Raw genomic sequence first — 18238 nt, 5'->3', positions numbered from 1 at the left:
AGGAGGCAATAATATGTTAGAATTTGACACTAGTTCAGAAAGTTTGGCAACAATTAAAGTAATCGGTGTTGGCGGTGGCGGTAACAACGCTGTAAACCGTATGATTGAGCATGGTGTTCAAGGGGTAGAATTTATCTCCGTTAATACAGACGCTCAAGCACTTAACTTAGCAAAAGCAGAAACAAAATTACAAATCGGTACAAAATTAACACGTGGTTTAGGCGCGGGAGCTGTACCTGAAATTGGTAAAAAAGCTGCAGAAGAAAGCCGCGAACAAATTGAAGAAGCTTTAAAAGGCTCTGATATGGTATTCGTAACTGCTGGAATGGGCGGCGGAACTGGAACTGGTGCTGCACCTGTTATCGCTCAAATCGCAAAAGAAATGGGCGCTCTAACTGTAGGTGTTGTTACTCGACCATTTGGTTTTGAAGGACCAAAACGTACGAAACAAGCCTTAACTGGAACAGAAGCAATGAAAGAAGCGGTAGATACTTTAATTGTTATCCCTAACGACCGTCTACTTCAAATTGTGGATAAAAACACGCCAATGCTTGAAGCTTTCCGTGAAGCAGATAATGTTTTACGTCAAGGTGTACAAGGTATTTCTGATTTGATTGCCGTTCCTGGTTTAATTAACTTAGACTTTGCCGATGTGAAAACAATTATGACTAATCGTGGTTCTGCCCTTATGGGAATCGGTATTGCAACTGGTGAAAACCGTGCTGCAGAAGCTGCGAAAAAAGCAATTTCTTCTCCACTTCTTGAAACTTCCGTTGACGGAGCAAAAGGTGTCCTAATGAATATTACAGGCGGATCTAACCTAAGTCTTTATGAAGTACAAGAAGCAGCAGAAATCGTATCAAGTGCATCAGATGAAGATGTAAACATGATTTTCGGTTCTGTTATTAACGACGAATTAAAAGATGAGTTGATTGTAACTGTTATTGCAACAGGTTTTGATGAAGAAAAGCAAGCGCAACAACAAGCGCAAGCAAATCGCCGTCCAAATCAATCTATCCAAGTAAATCGTCCTAATTATGCTGTACAAGACGAACAACAAAATGATTACGCGCAAAATGCGCCACAACAAGCAAATGCACCAGTTCATGAACAACAAGCTGAACCACAACAAAATAGTTCAGATGTTGATGTACCAGCATTTATCCGTAACCGTAACCGTCGCGGATAATACTTATAACACAATTTCACCCGGCCACTTTTTTTAATATTGCCAAGTGACCGGGTATCTGATTATAACAAGAAACGTTTTAAACAAAGCGCTTCGGGAATTATATAAGGTGATTAAAAATGACAAAACAAGCTAATTTACAAAAAGTAACGGCACAAATAGAGCGTGCCTGTGAAGAGAGTAATCGTCAGGCGAAGGATGTAACGTTAGTAGCTGTTACAAAAACAATTGATGCTGCTGGAATCACAGAGCTTTATGATTTAGGTATCCGTCACTTTGGTGAAAACCGTGCAGACGTTTTCCAAGAAAAAACAGTAGCACTTGCAGATAAAGAAGACATTTGTTGGCATTACATTGGTTCTTTACAAACACGTAAAGTAAAAGATGTTTTACCAAAAATCGATTATTTGCATTCGCTTGACCGATCATCGCTAGCAAAGGAAATCGAAAAGCGAGCTACTAAACCAGTGAAATGTTTCCTACAAGTGAATATTTCTGGTGAGGAAAGCAAACATGGTTTTTCAAAAGAAGAGGCGCTATCTTTTTTACAAGAAGCGAATTTTACGTTTATTGAGATTGTTGGTTTAATGACAATGGCACCTATTACAAATAGCGACATAGAGCTGCATCACGTATTTCATGAGTTAAAGCAATTGCAGCAAGAAATTCATGCGCTTCAGTTAAACAATATTCCATGCACAGAGTTATCTATGGGGATGACGAATGATTATGGAGTTGCAATTACGGAAGGTGCAACATTTATACGAGTAGGAAGAGCTTTGGTGAGTGACGATAATATGGAGGTGTAACAAATGGGACTATCGAATAAATTTAAGTCATTCTTTTTCTTAGATGAAGAAGAGGAATATTATGAAGAGGAAGTAGCGAGGGAACCAGAACCTATGCAAAAGAAAACGAAGAAAGAAAAACCAAATAAAAATCGTTTTTATGCAGTAGAAGAAGATGATGCGAAGGTGGTTAGTATGCAGGGAGCTCAGTTTTCTAGTCGTATGGTACTTGCTGAACCGCGTGTGTATGCAGAGGCACAAGAACTTGCGGATTATTTAAAAGAATATAAATCTGTTGTTGTAAACTTGCAACGTATTAGCCATGATCAAGCGACACGTATTGTCGATTTCTTGAGTGGAACAGTATATGCATTAGGTGGAGATATTCAACGCGTTGGCAATAATATTTTCTTATGTACTCCAGACAATGTGGAAGTGGATGGCTCTATTTCCGAAATGCTCGATGAACAAAACTTTATGTGATGAAGTAGAGGTGTGAGCTAGATTGCAAAGTATTTTATATCAAGTGGTGGAAATCATTTTGTTTATTATCAGATGGTTGCCAACACTCATGTTTATTTATTTCTTGATGAGCTGGTTTCCCGGTGCAAGAGAATCAAAAATCGGCCAATTTTTAGCTCGTATTTTTGAACCGATTTTAGAGCCTTTTAGAAGGATTATTCCGCCGATTGGTATGTTTGATATTTCGTCCCTTGTGGCTTATTTCATTTTCCAATACGCGATGAGAGTTTTAACAGGTCTAATTCAAGTGTATGTCATTCCAATGCTATTTTAAAAAGCGCGCCCGTTTTCAAAATGGGTGGCTTTTTTTATTAATAAGCATGATTAGCCTAGTAGCAGCTGTTTTCATGGTATAATAGGGCTAAAGACTCGGAACGGATTGAAAGGGAGAAATTATGATGGATGGAATTTATCAGCATTTTCGCGCGGAAGAATACGCATTTATTGATAAGATTTTAGGGATTACGATGCAAGTTGAGAATGAATACACGCCACAACTTACGGATTTCTTGGATCCGAGGCAGCGTTTTATTACCGAAACAGTTATCGGTGGTTATGATGAGATCAATGTACAGTTTTTTGGTGGAGTGGCGCACGCGGAACGACGGCGCGCACTGATTTATCCAGATTATTATACGCCGACAGAAGCAGATTTTGAGATTGCTTTATTCCATATACGCTACCCGGTAAAATTCACGACCCTCACACATCAAAAAATCCTTGGAACACTGATGTCGCTTGGAATGAAGCGTGATATTTTTGGAGATATTTTAAATAATGGCACTGAATGGCAGTTATTAGTAGAAAGTACAATGAAGGATTATTTAACATTACAGCTTGAAAAAATCGGGAAAGTAAATGTGATGTTAGAGGAAACGGATTTAGCTAATGCTGTTTATGCCCCGGTCGTTTGGGAAGAAATGGGCTTAACTGTTTCTAGTATGCGACTTGACGTGATTATTAGTAATGCACATCATATTTCTAGACAGAAGGCGAAACAATTGGTAACTGCTGGACTAGTAAAAGTCAACTGGAAAACAGTGGAAAATCCGGATTTTGAATGTGAAGAAGAAGATGTATTGTCTGCTCGCGGGTATGGTCGGGTAAAAGTACTATCAACTGGCGGCAGAACGAAAAAAGATAAAATTCGGATTGAAATTGGCTATTTAAAATAAAAACGAAAGCAGTTGCTGCTTTCGTTTTTTTGTTAGCTTAATTGAAGCATTCTTTCTAAGGCTTTTAAAGCAAATTTGGTTGTCTGTTCATCGACTTTGATTTGGTTTCGTTGTTCGCCGTTTTGGATAGCTTCTAGTGTCCAGAGTAAATGTGGTAAATCAATTCGATTCATGGTCATACAAGGGCACATAAACGGATTTAGCGAGACGATTTTTTTATCTGGGTTTTCTTGGATAATGCGACCAACTAAATTGGCTTCGGTACCAACTGCCCATTCTGTGCCAGGTGCGGCATTGTTTATTTCAGTTACAATTTTTTTCGTTGAACCGGAATCATCTGCTAATGAAACGACTTCATGGGTGCATTCGGGATGAACAATAATCCGCATTTTAGGATGGTTTTTACGAATGTTTTCGATATTTTTGACGGTGAAATGTTGGTGAACAGAACAGTAGCCCTTCCACAGAATGACTTTACAATCATCCAAATTGCCCTCATATTCCAGTTCATTTTTTATCGGGTTCCAAATTGCCATATGTTCGAGGGGAATGCCTAGTTCGAACGCAGTGTTCCGACCTAGATGTTGATCCGGAAGAAAGAAAATCCGCTCTTTTTGTTCGAGCGCCCATGAGACAATTTTTGTTGCGTTACTAGATGTCACCGTAGTACCACCATGTTCGCCAACGAAGGATTTTATCGCAGCAGTGGAATTAATGTAAGTGACAGGTAAAATCGTATCGCCAAAAAGGGTTTGCAGTTTTGGCCAAGCATTTGTTAGCTGATGAATGTCCGCCATATCTGCCATCGAACAACCAGCGCGCATATCTGGCAAAGTAACAACCTGCTCGCTTGTCGTAAGCATATCCGCTGTTTCTGCCATAAAATGAACACCGCAAAAAACGATATGTTTGGCTTTTTTATTTTGTGCAGCAATTTGCGCTAATTGTAAAGAATCGCCAATCGCATCAGCAAATGGAACGACCTCATCTTTTTGATAATGGTGACAGGGAATAAAGAGATTCTCGCCAAGCTGATCTTTAATTTCCGTGACACGAGCAATCATTTCGGCCTGCGTCATTTGCTTATAATGAGTTGGCATTGTATCTTGTTCGACGGTTTCTAGTAAATTCATGCCTTTATTCCTCCTTTGCTATTGAAACTGATGTCAAATGCACGAACGGAATGCGTTAAGGAGCCTAAAGAAATGTAATTTGCTCCAGAACCCTTATAACGATGAATATTTTCTAAAGTGACATTACCGGAAATTTCTGTAGTAATGTGCGGTGGAACTAGCTTAACGAGTTGCTTGATTTCTTCTGGTGTGCGATTATCAAACATTATGATATCTGCACCGGCTTGAACGGCTTCTTTTACTTGTTCAGCAGTTTCCGTTTCCACTTCGATTTTTATCATATGGCCAAGTTTTTCCCGTACAGTAGATACAGCACTTGTAATACCTCCAGAGAAGGCGATGTGGTTGTCTTTTAGCATAACGCCATCGTATAGACCATTGCGATGATTAAAGCCGCCACCAGTCTGTACGGCGTATTTATCGAAGGGGCGCAGACCGGGCGCTGTTTTCCGCGTGTCGCAAATTCGAATAGCGGAATCATCCAGTTGTTTGATGGCAAAATTAGTTTGGCTAGCGATACCACTCATCCGTTGCATTAAATTTAAAATGACCCGCTCACCGGAAAGTAACGTGCGAACGGGAGCCGTAACAGCCGCGATAATATCGCCTTTTTGAACCCAGTCACCATCTTTTTTATAAGCTTCAAATTGTATATTTCCACCGAGCAGTTCGTAAACTTTCGGCGGGATGGAAATGCCACAAAGAATACCTGTTTCTTTTGCTAGGAAAACACCTTCTCCCATTGTGTCACGGGGAAAAACAGTTTCTGCACTTAAGTCATACTGACCAATATCTTCTAGTAAAAATGCTTGAATTGCTTGATTCATAAGTATGGAATTCATTTAATTACTCCTTTTAAAATTCGATGTGCACCAAGACTTTCTGTTCGTTTGAGCGCACTTTCGGCGATTAGTTTTGCGGTGATAAGCATGTGGCTAATTTCAGCTGTTTTTCGAGTGTGATTTGCGTAATCGAAATCAGTAAGCCAGTGAAGAAATTCGGTGATTTTTTCTGGTTTTCTCGTGATGCCAAGCGTTTCCCATATTTTCTCTTGAAGTAATTGTTTATCTGGTAAATGGGGCGTTTGGGTTTGGTTCGAAAGAGGGATTTCTGGATGGTCTATTGGATTTATTTTTTGCGTGCGAATGTATTCAGCCACTTTTTCACCAAAGACGAGCGTTTCAAGGAGGGAATTGCTGGCGAGACGATTAGCGCCGTGCACTCCTGCATTTGCAACCTCACCAATGGCGTACAAACCGGGAATGTTCGTTTTACCTGATAGGTCAGTACGAATACCACCCATTAAAAAATGTGCGCCGGGATGAACCGGGATTCGTTTTGTTTCACGAAATGGGACGTGATGTGCATCCAAACTAGCAGTAATTCCCGGAAAACGTTCTTCAAAATTAGGAATAGTAGTAACATCAAGGAACACGTCATTCCCATCTTGAATTTCTGCAAATAGCGTCGCAGCAACAATATCACGCGGCGCAAGATCAGCTCTCGGGTGAACATCAGTCATTACCGCCGAACCGTCTGTGCGAATAAGTTTGGCTCCTTCACCGCGAACAGCTTCTGAAATAAGCCCATGACAACGCCCGTTTAGAAAGAGGAGAGTGGGATGAAATTGGATAAATTCCATGTCGGTTAGTTTCGCACCAGCCCGGTAAGCTAGTGCTAAGCCATCACCAGAAATCGTCGCCGCATTCGTCGTAACTGGAAAAAGTTGTCCAAGTCCGCCGCTTGCCAAAATAATATACTCACCGTAATAAGTATGTAGTTGATTTTCTTTATCTAAACAATGGACACCTATGGCTGTATCATTCTGTTTTATAATTTCGATAGCCATTTTTTGCTCTTGCCAGTGAATGTTTGTTAATTTTTCTTGTAAAAAAGTAGTAAGAAATTTGCCGGTTTGATCACCGCCAGTATGTAAAATTCGTGGCAATTGGTGGGCGCCTTCTAAACCAAGCGCAAGTTCACCGTCTTGTTCGTCAAAAGCCATCCCTTCTGCGATTAATTTTTGGATAACCATTGGTCCGTGAGTAACGAGTTGGTTTACTGCTAGAACTTTATTATGAAAACAACCGGCTTGAAAAGTATCGCTAAAATGTTTTTTCGGGGTATCGTTTTTTGACACTGCCGCTGCCACTCCGCCTTGCGCGAGCATCGAATTACTTTCTTCTTTGTAGCCTTTTGTGATTATTGTCACATCATAGTCCTGCATTAAACGAAGGGCTGCCGTGCAACCAGAAATGCCGCTCCCGACGATAATTACTCGCTCTTTTATCATCCTTTTCACCTCTTGCATAGTAGGTTCGATTAATTGTATACTTCTTAGTGAATATACAGTTGTCTTGTCATCTATAATCACACAAAACGAAATGAAATTCAAGTATAAAATTTTGGGGGAGAGGTAAAAAATGATTTACTTTGATCACGCTGCCACAACGAAAATGAGCGAGGCGGCTTTAGAAGTTTTTATGAGTGCATCCAGAGAATTCTTCGCTAATTCGGAAAGTTTACACGATGCCGGAACGAAATCTGCGGCTTTATTAGAAAAATGTCGGGGAAGTTTTGAGGAAATTTTACATGTGCCAAGTCGTGGAATTATGTTTACAAGCGGTGGCACAGAAAGCAATCAAATCGCAATCCAAACACTACTACATTCGACCAAAAAGAAAGAAGTGCTCGTAAGTCCATTGGAGCATGCTTCTGTTTGGCAGCAACTAGAAGCGCTTGAAGAAGCAGGAGCATGTTGGCTTAGGCTTTTACCAGTCGATGCATTTGGTAGAGTGGATCCAGCTGTGCTCGGCGATATGATTTCACCAGATACCGGACTAGTCATTATTCAGCAGGTGAATTCTGAAATTGGTACCATTCAGCCAATTGGAGAATTAGCGCATATTGCTAAACAAGCGGGCGTGTATTTTCATACAGATATCGTTCAATCTTTTGGAAAATTAGATCTAGCATTAGATGATGTGACTAGCTTTAGTATTTCCTCGCATAAAATTTATGGACCAAAAGGAGCGGGTCTACTTTTTATAAAACCAGATGTTCCTATGCAAGCTCCTCTGCCGAATGTGCATCATGAATTCGGCTATAGACCGGGGACTGTAAATGTTCCAGCAATTGCTGCCTTTACAACAGCTGCCTATGATATAATGGAAAATAGAGAAAAAGAAGCGCGGCGGATTGCAGAATTGAAAAAGGCGATTTGCGAAGCGTTAACAGCGAAAGTCAAGGTGGAAGGCGGATTAAATACATCTCCGTTTATTTTAGGGATCACTTTGCCGAACATGCAAGGGCAGGAAGCATTACTCGCACTTAACGAAGCGGACATTCAAATTTCGACAACGAGCGCATGTAGTTTACGTGACCCAGCGCCGTCCAGAACATTACTCGCTACTGGGAAAACGATAGAAGAAGCAAGTCGCTTTGTTCGATTGTCATTTGGGAGAGAAAATGAATTAAGCGATAGTCTGATTTTTAAAAAGGAACTAGATAAATTACTACGAAAAAGGTGAGAAGATGAAAAAAATATTAGGAAATACACGCAGGCAACTTATTTTAAAATGGTTAAAAGAAGCGGAAACGCCTATTTCTGGAAACCAACTTGCGAGCAAGACAAATGTTAGTCGCCAAGTTATTGTTCAAGATATTTCTTTACTAAAAGCTGGAAATGAGCCAATTATGGCTACACCACAAGGCTATATTTATGCGAAAGAAACAAGTTTTGCAGGGGAACGACGGGTGATTGCCGTGAAACACACGAAAGAACAAGCGGCGGAAGAATTAAATATTTTAGTCGATCACGGAGTTTCTGTTGTGGATGTGATAGTTGACCATCCGATTTACGGAGAAATTACTGCATCTTTGCATTTGAAGAGCCGGTTTGATGTCGAAAAATTCATTAAAAAAGTACAGACGACTGGTGCCACTATGCTGTCGGGCCTAACAGACGGCACGCATTTGCATACGATTGAAGCAGATACAAAAGAGCAATTAGAACAAGCAATTGAGGCCTTAGAAAAAGCAGGATTTTTAATCTAACCATTTTTAATATAAATTCTAGGAAAAAGCTAGTAACTATGGTAGAATGTATGTTAGGTATTTATAAACAATAGTCGTATGGAGGTGCTAGATATGCCATTATCGCCGCTGGATATACATAACAAAGAGTTTACCCGTGGTTTTAGAGGTTATGACGAAGACGAAGTAAATGACTTCCTCGATCAAATCATTAAAGATTATGAACAAGTTATCAAAGAGAAAAAGCGTATTGAGGACACTTTAAATAATAGTGAAGAACGTTTAGGTCATTTTACAAACATTGAAGAAACACTAAACAAATCATTAATCGTGGCACAAACAGCTGCCGAAGAAGTGAAAGCTTCTGCTGAAAAAGAAGCCAAACTTATTATCCGTGAAGCTGAAAAAAATGCAGACCGAATTTTAAGCGACTCACTTTCTAAAGCGCGTAAAATCGCGATTGAAATTGAAGACCTAAAACGTCAATCCAAAGTATTCCGTGAGCGTTTACGTATGCTAGTGGAAGCACAAATGGATTTAATTAAAAGTGAAGATTGGCAACAAATGATGGCTTACGATGTAGATGCGACAGAACTTGCGTCAATCAAAGAAGTTGAATCAGCTCAATCTGAAGAACGTTAAAAACGATTATTAGAGACAAGTAAGTTTTTTAGATATAGGATACAAAGCGAGTTGGTGCAAGGTGTGAGACCAGCTATCCTCTAAAAAATCGAAATCACTCTTTAGTTCTAACCCGAAAAAGCAATCGCTTGAGTAAGTGTTAGCGCGAGCCAGCGTTATGGCATTAATGAAGTGGGCAAGCAATTAACATGCATGTCAACAAGGGTGGTACCGCGAATCTCGTCCCTTTTTTGGGAGAGATTTTTTTGTGTTTAAAAATAAAGTTTTAAAGGAGAAGAGAGTATGGAATATAAAGATACGTTATTAATGCCAAAAACAGATTTTCCAATGCGTGGAAACCTGCCAAACAAAGAACCTGAATGGCAAGCAAAATGGGAAGAAGAAAAACTATATGAGAAAATTCAAGAAAAAAATGCTGGACGTCCGACGTACATTTTGCATGATGGGCCTCCTTATGCTAACGGTGAGCTTCACATGGGTCACGCTCTAAACAAAACAATCAAAGATATTATCGTTCGTTATAAATCAATGGCTGGCTTCAGCTCCCCGTATGTTCCAGGTTGGGACACACACGGACTGCCAATCGAGACAGCTATCGCCAAAAAAGGCGTTAAACGGAAAGAGATGTCTATCGCTGAATTCCGCAAACTTTGTGCTGAATATGCAATGACGCAAGTTGACGGTCAACGTACAGGATTCAAACGTCTTGGAATTAATGGTGACTGGGAAAATCCTTATATCACGCTTTTACCAGAATATGAAGCAGAGCAAATCAAAGTCTTCGGTGAAATGGCGAAAAAAGGTTACATCTACAAAGGGAAAAAACCAGTGTATTGGTCTCCTTCAAGTGAATCTGCACTTGCGGAAGCAGAAATCGAATATCAAGATAAAACATCTGCGTCGATTTTCGTGGCTTTCAAAGTAACAGACGGAAAAGGCGTACTAGACGAAGGAACGAATATCGTCATCTGGACAACAACTCCTTGGACAATCCCAGCAAACATGGGTATCACAGTGAACCCTGATTTGGACTATGTAGTAATTGAATCCGCTGGGGAAAAATATGTTGTAGCAGAAGCACTTTTACCAAGCTTACGCGAAAAACTAGGCTTTGAAGATGCGACAGTTGTGAAAACGGTTCGTGGTTCTGAACTTGACCGCGTTGTAACTAAACACCCATTCTATGACCGTGATTCCTTAGTAATGAACGGGGAACATGCCACTGCTGAAGCTGGTACTGGTGCGGTTCATACGGCTCCTGGACACGGGGAAGATGACTTTTTAATCGGGAAAAAATATGATTTAGAAGTACTTGCTCCTTTAGATGATCGTGGTGTATTTACAGAGGAAGCACCGGGATTTGAAGGCGTATTTTACGATACAGCGAATAAAATGGTAACAGAAAAACTAGAAGAAGTGGGCGCATTACTAAAAATGGAATTCATCACTCACTCTTATCCACATGATTGGCGTACGAAAAAACCAGTTATTTTCCGTGCAACAGCGCAGTGGTTTGCTTCAATTGACGCATTCCGTGATGATTTACTCGCTGCTGTTAAAGGTGTTAATTGGACTCCAGCATGGGGTGAAACACGTTTATTCAATATGGTTCGCGACCGCGGCGACTGGGTTATTTCTCGTCAACGTGCGTGGGGCGTTCCACTACCAATTTTCTATGCGGAAAATGGGGAAGCGATTATCACAGACGAAACAATCAATCACATTTCTGAACTGTTCCGTGAGCATGGTTCGAATGTTTGGTTTGAACGCGATGTGAAAGATTTATTACCTGCTGGCTTTACGCATCCAGGTAGTCCAAATGGAGAATTTACAAAAGAAACCGATATTATGGACGTTTGGTTTGATTCAGGTTCTAGTCATCAAGCAGTGCTGAATGCTCGCCCAGAATTAAGTCGTCCAGCTGATTTGTATATGGAAGGCTCTGACCAATATCGTGGCTGGTTCAACTCATCCTTAACAACTGCTGTAGCAATCACTGGTGAAGCGCCTTATCGTAACGTGCTAAGCCATGGTTTCGCACTGGATGGGGAAGGTCGCAAAATGAGTAAATCGCTTGGAAACACACTTCTTCCGGGCAAAGTAATTAAACAACTGGGTGCGGATATTGTTCGCCTTTGGGTTGCTTCTGTAGATTATCAAGCCGACGTTCGCGTTAGTGATGAAATCTTAAAACAAGTATCCGAAGTATACCGTAAAATCCGTAACACAATGCGTTTCTTACTAGGAAATATCAATGATTTTCATCCAACTACGAATGCCGTTTCTTATGAAAACTTACGTGAAGTAGACAAATATATGATGATTAAATTAAATGATTTAGTGAAAAATGTGAAGGATAGCTATGAAGCTTTCGAATTCTCTGCTATTTACCACCAAATCAATAATTTCTGTACAGTAGAATTAAGCCAATTTTATATGGACTTTGCCAAAGATGTTGTTTACATCGAAGCGGCTGATAGTCATGATCGTCGTGCTATGCAAACAGTCTTTTATGAAGCGGTTGTTACGTTAACCAAATTACTTGCTCCAATTTTACCGCATACAACAGAAGAAGTTTGGAATAGCTTAATCGGTGAAGGCGTAGAAAGTATTCACTTGCAAGACTTACCAGAGGTTAAAGTATTAGCGGATAGCGAAGAAATTACAGCGAAATGGGACGCATTCATGCAAATTCGTGATAACGTTCAAAAAGCGTTAGAATTCGCTCGTAACGAAAAATTAATCGGTAAATCAATGCTTGCAAAAGTAACTTTATACGTTGATGGCGAAGCGAAAACACTATTTGATTCTTTAGAAGGCGATTTTGCACAACTGTTTATCGTTTCTGACTTTGAACTTGTGGAAGGTTTGGAAAATGCACCAGAATCTGCATTCAAATCAAATCAAGTAGCTGTTCAAATTACAGTAGCGGAAGGTGAAACTTGTGAACGTTGCCGTGTAGTGAAAAAAGATGTAGGTGTGAATCCGAAACATCCAACATTATGTGGCCGTTGTGCGGATATTGTTGTAAAACACTACGAAGCATAATGCTCGCTTGGGGAAAATCCTAGTCATTTCAAAAGGAGGTTCCCCAAGCTTTTTTAATTTAAGATGTGGTATTATAGACGTAATTCCAAATAAAGGAGGTTGCTTAACGTAATGGCAACAATTCACTTTACAAAAGTACATGGTTCGCAAAACGATTTTTTCTTAGTTGATGAAGAAGAAAATCTCATCACGGAATGGTCAGACGAACAACGTGCTGATTTTGCGATAAAACTTTGCGATAGAAAGCATTCGCTTGGCGGGGCAGATGGGATTTTATATGTCACAAAAAGTAGTGAAGTAGGACCGATTGGCCAAATGCGCGTCGTCAATTCAGATGGATCAATTGCTTCGATGTGCGGGAATGGCTTAAGAACGGTAGCTCGTTATTTACTTGAAAAGCACGCATTAACAGAAGCAAAAGTCGAAACAATGAAAGCGATACTTGATGTCAAAAAAGCAACTTCGCTTGGTTTTGATATTCCAACCTATCAAGTGGAAATTTCTCCTGTTAAATTTGCAGCAGAAACATTACCGATGCATGTAGGCGTGGAAAAATTATTTAATCAAGTTATCCCAGAACTTGATACAGAACTCGCTTTTTCTGCTGTTTCTGTTCCTAACCCGCATTTGATTACATTTGTAGACCAATCTGTGCTAGATTCTGATAAACAAGAAAAATTAGCAAGTTATTTAAATAGCGAAAATCCGTATTTCCCAGATGGCGTGAATGTAAGCTTTGTGAAACGTTTAAGCGATGATGCTATTTATGTACGTACTTTTGAACGCGGCGTCGGTTTTACGAATGCATGTGGAACAGCGATGTCGGCTTGTAGTTTGATTAAAAAAATGTTAGATAATGATACATTTGAAACGCCGCTAAATGTTTATAATGACGGCGGAAGAGTGCAAGTAACTGCGAAAGAAGATGCTGCTGGTGAAATTTCGCTGCAACTAATTGGCAATGCGACTTTTGTTAGCAAAGGTTCCGTTCGTTATGAAAATGATATCGTTACAGAGCTTACAAATGAAGCGACAGCTGAACAAGCTCTGTATCAGGCGCTTGTAAAAGAAGTAAAAGAATTTCTAAAAACAACCGAATGAAAAGGAGTTAACCATGAATACAAATCGTAAAAAAGCAACACCGTTATTCGTTATTGGCGGATTTTGCCTTATTTTATTTATTACTATCGCTTCCGCTATCGCAACAGAAAGTAACTGGGTAGCACGTTTTGACTTAAGCTGGATTGAAAAAATTCGCGGCGGCATTCAACCAGATAAAACATCCATCGTTAAATTTATGACAACACTAGGAAGCGCAGAAACGACAATTATTTTGACTATTGTAGTCGTTCTTATTTTATTCTTTTTACGAAAATTTGTTGTCGGACTTTGGTTTGGTGGAACGATGCTTGTTTGTGGAGTAGTCCTAAATCTTGTCTTGAAAAGTTTGGTTGGTCGTACGCGTCCAGCTAGCGTGAACTGGTTAGTTAGCGAGTCTGGCTTTAGTTTCCCAAGTGGGCACGCAACGGCAACGGCTGTTTTTTATGGTCTTGCAGCGATGTTCTTGATTTTCACAGTGCCAAAAATGTGGCAAAAAATCGTTATCGGTATTATCGGTTATGGTTTTATCCTGTTTGTCATGTATACACGCGTTTATCTTGGGGTGCATTTCCCGACGGATGTACTTGGTGGATTTTTCCTTGGTACAGCATCGGTATTTATCTCACTAGGCGTTTATTTCTTAGTACGAAAACCATTACATAATTTACTTGTGAAATGGCGTATTAAAGATAAAAGTATTACAGAATAATATAAAAACCCTGTTATAAGAATTAGCTTATAGCAGGGTTTTTCAGATAGTAAACTGAATAATCTATTTTGTAACCGTGCGGCTTTTTCACTTGATTTATTTGTTCGTTGGCGTTAATATATAAGTGTTGATAGTAGCTAATTTGCTTATTATCAAGGATATTGATGTGAAGTGAGTATCTTTGCTAATATGTGAATTTTGTAATTGAAAAAATGATTAGCTTGTTGTTAACATCTTTTTCGTTAGTAAAAGAAACATATTTAGAAAATTTTTGGAGGTTTGTGAAATATGCAAACAGGTACAGTTAAATGGTTTAACAGTGAAAAAGGCTTCGGTTTCATCGAAGTAGAAGGCGGAGATGATGTATTCGTACACTTCAGCGCTATCGAAGGTGAAGGATTCAAAACTTTAGACGAAGGTCAAAGCGTTGAATTTGAAATCGTTGAAGGCCAACGTGGCCCACAAGCAGAAAAAGTTACTAAACTTTAATCTGTTCACGTTAAACTAATAAAAACACGCAGCGGACTTCTTAGGGAGAAGCCTTGCTGCGTGTTTTTTTATGCTAAATGAATTCGGTATGTTTTTATTTCAAATGGAGCTACTGCGAATGTCGGATTGGAAGGCGATGTTTCGTTTTCCTCAAGTAAGTTGCATTCTGTGATTGAGGTAATCGTGTAATCACTTGCTATTGTCACTTCGCCGTGAGTTCCCGCAAATTCATGCAATCGTAAAATGATACCATCACCGTCCTCGGCTTGTTTAATGCTATCAATCATCACATAAGGATTTGTCACTTGGAAGAGGGAAAAAGTTTGAATTTCGCCGTTGGAAGAGAAAATTGGATTATTCAATTCCCAAGCAGCTTGAACTGTTTCCCCGTCTAAGAAATCACCTTGATGTGGATAGAGCGAATAAGTGAATTGGTGGATTCCTAAATCGGCATCCGGGTCTGGATAACCGGCTGCTTTCAGAAGCGTAAGGCGGAGAGTGGAATCTTTAATATCATAGCCGTATTTGGAATCATTTAACAAACTGACGCCGTAATTTTTCTCAGAAAGATCAGCCCATTGATGTCCAACCGTTTCAAAGCGAGCATAATCCCAACTTGTATTCCAGTGGGTTGGTCGTTTAACATTCCCGAATTGGATGTCATAGCTAGCTTCACTGGCATGTACGGCGACAGGGAAGGCGACTTTAAGCAACTGGTTACGATCTCGCCAGTCGACCTCGGTTTCAAATCTGATTTCAGGGCTCTCGTGATAAAAATGAATCCACTGAGTGATTTGAGATTTTTCGGAATGTAGCACTTGCTTCATAGTGAATTGGAGTGGGCCGTTCTCGGTTATTTCAACTGAATCTAGCGCGCTGATTTCTTTTTGTTTTTCTTGATAGAATAGGTCAATATCCCAGGCGTCATGCCACATCGGCTTATCTTCAAATAATTGAAATACATTACCTCGCGCATTTTCCGCTAATACTTGGCGGTTATTTTTTTTGTCAAAAATGGAAGTGAATTGTCCGGCTTCATTCCAAGTGATTTGATAGAAGGGTGTTTCTAATTGGTTATTTTTATAGTGAAAAGATGGTTGTTCTAAAATGTTAGCTGTTTCTTTAACGGAAATAGTTGCAGCCCCAAGCGCAGGTAAGTTTGGATGTTGGATAAGCCAAGCATTATTTGCTAATTTTTGCGCAGGTAGAGGGGTATTATTTTTATCATAAAAGGCTAAATGGTCTGCTTGATTGTCGGGCGAAATTTCGATGTATCGCGGTCTGGACCAAGTGGAACTATTCCAAAGTGTTATTTTTTGATTGGCATCTGTAGTTAAATTGGTCAATTGATTAGAAATTAATGCGTTATTTCCCTCCGCTGCTTCCGTGTACTCAATTAGAGCGTCGTCATAAACTTCTTTGATGGAAGAGCCGGGAATAATATCATGAAACTGATTTCGAAGTAAAATTTGCCAAATGCCTGCTAATTTTTCAGTTGGGTAAGTTATGCCTTGTTTTAGATTTGCTAAAACGGAAAGCCATTCGCTATTTCGTAAGCCGAGTTCGATTTTTCGATTCATTTTTTTCGTAAAAGCTTGGCTCGTATAAGTTCCACGGTGATATTCGAAGTAAAGTTCGCCGTTCCATGTATGAACATATTGATCGGTCGCATTTATCGTTTCGTGTAAATCGTTGAAATATGTAGTGGCGCTTTTTGGCTTTACTTCGGGAATTCCTGGCATCGCGTCATAACGACGGCGCATCTCTAGCATTTCTCTGTTCACACCGCCACCACCATCACCGTAGCCGTATGCAAGTAATAATTCTTGATTCACTTCTTTATCTTGATACTTATCCCAAAGACCAACAAGTTCGCGCGCTGTCATTTTGCCATTATAGGTTGAAATGCGGCTATTTTTTTCTGGGGCAGTAATGAAATGGGTCAAAATTTCCGTCCCATCCATCCCACGCCACTGGAACGTATCGTGCGGCATGCGGTTATATTGGTTCCAGCTGATTTTGGTTGTCATAAATGTTTTAATGCCTGATTTACGAAGGATTTGCGGTAAAGCCCAGCTATAGCCAAATACATCCGGCAACCATAGAAAACTAGAAGGTTTACCAAATTCTTCGCGTAAAAATTTCTGACCGTAGAGCATTTGTCGCACGAGCGATTCGCCGCTAGGAATATTACAATCAGCTTCAAGCCACATTCCTCCATCAGCTTCCCAGGCGCCTTCGCTGATTTTTGCTTTGATTTTCGCATAAATTTCTGGGTAATCTTCTTTGATATAGGCGTAAAGTTGTGGTTGCGATTGGAGAAATAAGTATTCAGGATAATCTTCCATTAAATGAAGCACAGTCGAAAATGATCGCGCGGCTTTTTCGCGAGTATGCTTTAAGCGCCATAGCCATGCTACATCTATATGCGTATGCCCAACAGCCGCCACTTTGATAGGAAAGTTTTTCGGCATTTTTTCCAGTGCGGCTTGTAAGAGTTGGTTGGCTGTTGCCATTGAGGCAAGGTTTTGTTCGGATCCAGGTGTACTCCAATCAATCGCAAGGTAAGCGCGATTAATCGCTTGGAGGAGCGGTGCATAGGTTGGATTTTTTTCTTCGAGTTGGTCGAGTGTTTTTAAAGTTGCTTTACTCGTGAAATACAAATCATCAATGACGAGATTTAAATATCCAATAAAGGCTTCTTTTAACTGGTGTGTCTGGATGGTTGGGGTTCCGCCACCTTCCAGTCCGGACCATAAACGGAAGACCAGTTCCACTTTTTTTCCAGCAAAACTATCTGGGAAAAGAACTTCGCGGTGATTTTGATCGACCCCTTGGTATGGTTCCCCGTTAACAAATAATAGTGATTCAAAGCCTGAATTGTGACCATCGCCGGTATTTCCAAAATCAAAGTAGCCAATCAAGCGCGTGCCCGTTTTGGTGTCTGGGAAAGTAATGGTTGTTTTGAGCCAGACATAACGGTCCCTACCTGACCAGTTTTCCCCGATAGTTAATTCGTTATCATACAAGACGGTATCTGGTCGTGCAGCGATTTCTCCATCCATATCCTCGGCTGCTTGGAATTTTTGGATAGGATAAGTTTTTTCGTAACGATAAAGCGCGACTTCATCCAGCCTGCCTCGTAATTTATCTTTAGTGAAAAACATAGCTATACTCATATCCTTTCTATTTTGTCTAGAACGGTTTCAATATATCATAGCGGCAAAAGATGTCAATTTGGCTTTTTTTAGGTTTGCATTGAGATTCTCTTAGAGTGGGAAGGATTACGCTTTCTTGTAATGGACAAATCAAGGGAAAATGGATTATTCATAGTAGTTTTTCGCCTAGCATTGCAATTCACTTTAGCCCTTACTATACTTAGCTTGAAAGCGAATACAAAAAGGATA

Annotated in this window: 16 protein-coding genes and 1 other annotated feature; of the genes, 12 read left to right on the top strand and 4 right to left on the bottom strand. The window is 40.0% G+C overall.

Annotation, left to right across the window (positions count from 1 at the left end):
- Positions 1–13 precede the first annotated feature (13 nt).
- The 5 genes from ftsZ to AB2Q86_RS10735 all read left to right on the top strand — a co-directional run bounded on the left by ftsZ (position 14) and on the right by AB2Q86_RS10735 (position 3674).
- A complete protein-coding gene (ftsZ, locus tag AB2Q86_RS10755; protein ID WP_003728828.1) occupies positions 14–1189 on the top strand; it encodes a cell division protein FtsZ in 1176 nt (391 codons plus the stop codon).
- 119 nt (positions 1190–1308) lie between these two features.
- Positions 1309–1998 (top strand): YggS family pyridoxal phosphate-dependent enzyme, encoded by a 690-nt coding sequence (locus AB2Q86_RS10750; RefSeq protein WP_012581004.1) that lies wholly within the window; start codon positions 1309–1311, stop codon positions 1996–1998.
- A 3-nt stretch (positions 1999–2001) separates the two neighbouring features.
- Positions 2002–2460 (top strand): cell division protein SepF, encoded by a 459-nt coding sequence (locus tag AB2Q86_RS10745; RefSeq protein WP_003724067.1) that lies wholly within the window; start codon positions 2002–2004, stop codon positions 2458–2460.
- A gap of 22 nt (positions 2461–2482) precedes the next feature.
- The gene (locus tag AB2Q86_RS10740) at positions 2483–2773 is read left to right on the top strand and encodes a YggT family protein (protein WP_003724066.1); all 291 of its coding nucleotides are present in this window, start codon (positions 2483–2485) and stop codon (positions 2771–2773) included.
- A gap of 124 nt (positions 2774–2897) precedes the next feature.
- Positions 2898–3674, top strand: a complete 777-nt coding sequence (locus tag AB2Q86_RS10735) for an RNA-binding protein (RefSeq protein ID WP_003726458.1) — start codon at positions 2898–2900, stop codon at positions 3672–3674.
- Positions 3675–3706: 32 nt separating this feature from the next.
- On the opposite strand, the gene nadA is transcribed toward AB2Q86_RS10735, so the two are convergent.
- The 3 genes from nadA to nadB are packed head-to-tail and all read right to left on the bottom strand — an operon-like array spanning position 3707 to position 7100.
- Positions 3707–4807 (bottom strand): quinolinate synthase NadA, encoded by a 1101-nt coding sequence (gene nadA / locus AB2Q86_RS10730; protein ID WP_012581006.1) that lies wholly within the window; start codon positions 4805–4807, stop codon positions 3707–3709.
- Entirely contained in the window at positions 4804–5649 is an 846-nt protein-coding gene (nadC, locus tag AB2Q86_RS10725; protein WP_012581007.1) for a carboxylating nicotinate-nucleotide diphosphorylase, read from the bottom strand. The genes nadA and nadC overlap by 4 nt, the downstream gene beginning before the upstream one ends.
- Entirely contained in the window at positions 5646–7100 is a 1455-nt protein-coding gene (gene nadB, locus AB2Q86_RS10720; RefSeq protein WP_012581008.1) for an L-aspartate oxidase, read from the bottom strand. Before nadB ends, nadC begins: the two co-directional genes overlap by 4 nt.
- 130 nt (positions 7101–7230) lie before the next feature.
- On the opposite strand from nadB, the gene AB2Q86_RS10715 reads away from it, so the two are divergent.
- The 7 genes from AB2Q86_RS10715 to cspB all read left to right on the top strand — a co-directional run bounded on the left by AB2Q86_RS10715 (position 7231) and on the right by cspB (position 14831).
- Entirely contained in the window at positions 7231–8337 is a 1107-nt protein-coding gene (locus AB2Q86_RS10715; protein WP_012581009.1) for a cysteine desulfurase family protein, read from the top strand.
- 4 nt (positions 8338–8341) lie between these two features.
- Positions 8342–8863 (top strand): transcription repressor NadR, encoded by a 522-nt coding sequence (locus tag AB2Q86_RS10710; RefSeq protein ID WP_003723185.1) that lies wholly within the window; start codon positions 8342–8344, stop codon positions 8861–8863.
- Between the two features lie 93 nt (positions 8864–8956).
- Positions 8957–9484, top strand: coding sequence for a septum site-determining protein DivIVA (gene divIVA / locus AB2Q86_RS10705; RefSeq protein WP_003728819.1), 528 nt, complete (start codon positions 8957–8959; stop codon positions 9482–9484).
- Positions 9481–9714 (top strand) — a binding site (T-box leader). (Overlaps the previous gene by 4 nt.)
- 52 nt (positions 9715–9766) lie before the next feature.
- Entirely contained in the window at positions 9767–12532 is a 2766-nt protein-coding gene (ileS, locus tag AB2Q86_RS10700; RefSeq protein ID WP_012581010.1) for an isoleucine--tRNA ligase, read from the top strand.
- Positions 12533–12643: 111 nt separating this feature from the next.
- Positions 12644–13633 (top strand): diaminopimelate epimerase, encoded by a 990-nt coding sequence (gene dapF / locus AB2Q86_RS10695; protein ID WP_012581011.1) that lies wholly within the window; start codon positions 12644–12646, stop codon positions 13631–13633.
- Positions 13634–13646: 13 nt separating this feature from the next.
- Positions 13647–14342, top strand: a complete 696-nt coding sequence (locus AB2Q86_RS10690) for a phosphatase PAP2 family protein (protein WP_012581012.1) — start codon at positions 13647–13649, stop codon at positions 14340–14342.
- 288 nt (positions 14343–14630) lie between these two features.
- Complete coding sequence (gene cspB / locus AB2Q86_RS10685) at positions 14631–14831, top strand: cold-shock protein CspB (protein ID WP_003723180.1); 201 nt, start codon at positions 14631–14633, stop codon at positions 14829–14831.
- A gap of 68 nt (positions 14832–14899) precedes the next feature.
- On the opposite strand, the gene AB2Q86_RS10680 is transcribed toward cspB, so the two are convergent.
- Complete coding sequence (locus AB2Q86_RS10680; RefSeq protein ID WP_014589104.1) at positions 14900–18010, bottom strand: alpha-mannosidase; 3111 nt, start codon at positions 18008–18010, stop codon at positions 14900–14902.
- Between the last annotated feature and the right edge of the window lie 228 nt (positions 18011–18238).

Origin of the sequence: Listeria monocytogenes (genome assembly GCF_041765605.1) — a bacterium.
GTDB classification, from domain to species: Bacteria; Bacillota; Bacilli; order Lactobacillales; family Listeriaceae; genus Listeria; species Listeria monocytogenes_D.
The sequence above is the reverse complement of the archived record's forward strand: the minus strand, read 5'-3'. Positions and strand labels throughout refer to the sequence as shown.

Coding starts and splice junctions, on each gene's coding strand:
- ftsZ (WP_003728828.1), top strand. CDS start 14: ATGTTAGAATTTGACACTAGTTCAGAAAGTTTGGCAACAATTAAAGTA.
- AB2Q86_RS10750 (WP_012581004.1), top strand. CDS start 1,309: ATGACAAAACAAGCTAATTTACAAAAAGTAACGGCACAAATAGAGCGT.
- AB2Q86_RS10745 (WP_003724067.1), top strand. CDS start 2,002: ATGGGACTATCGAATAAATTTAAGTCATTCTTTTTCTTAGATGAAGAA.
- AB2Q86_RS10735 (WP_003726458.1), top strand. CDS start 2,898: ATGGATGGAATTTATCAGCATTTTCGCGCGGAAGAATACGCATTTATT.
- nadA (WP_012581006.1), bottom strand. CDS start 4,807: ATGAATTTACTAGAAACCGTCGAACAAGATACAATGCCAACTCATTAT.
- nadC (WP_012581007.1), bottom strand. CDS start 5,649: ATGAATTCCATACTTATGAATCAAGCAATTCAAGCATTTTTACTAGAA.
- nadB (WP_012581008.1), bottom strand. CDS start 7,100: ATGATAAAAGAGCGAGTAATTATCGTCGGGAGCGGCATTTCTGGTTGC.
- AB2Q86_RS10715 (WP_012581009.1), top strand. CDS start 7,231: ATGATTTACTTTGATCACGCTGCCACAACGAAAATGAGCGAGGCGGCT.
- AB2Q86_RS10710 (WP_003723185.1), top strand. CDS start 8,342: ATGAAAAAAATATTAGGAAATACACGCAGGCAACTTATTTTAAAATGG.
- divIVA (WP_003728819.1), top strand. CDS start 8,957: ATGCCATTATCGCCGCTGGATATACATAACAAAGAGTTTACCCGTGGT.
- ileS (WP_012581010.1), top strand. CDS start 9,767: ATGGAATATAAAGATACGTTATTAATGCCAAAAACAGATTTTCCAATG.
- dapF (WP_012581011.1), top strand. CDS start 12,644: ATGGCAACAATTCACTTTACAAAAGTACATGGTTCGCAAAACGATTTT.
- AB2Q86_RS10690 (WP_012581012.1), top strand. CDS start 13,647: ATGAATACAAATCGTAAAAAAGCAACACCGTTATTCGTTATTGGCGGA.
- cspB (WP_003723180.1), top strand. CDS start 14,631: ATGCAAACAGGTACAGTTAAATGGTTTAACAGTGAAAAAGGCTTCGGT.
- AB2Q86_RS10680 (WP_014589104.1), bottom strand. CDS start 18,010: ATGAGTATAGCTATGTTTTTCACTAAAGATAAATTACGAGGCAGGCTG.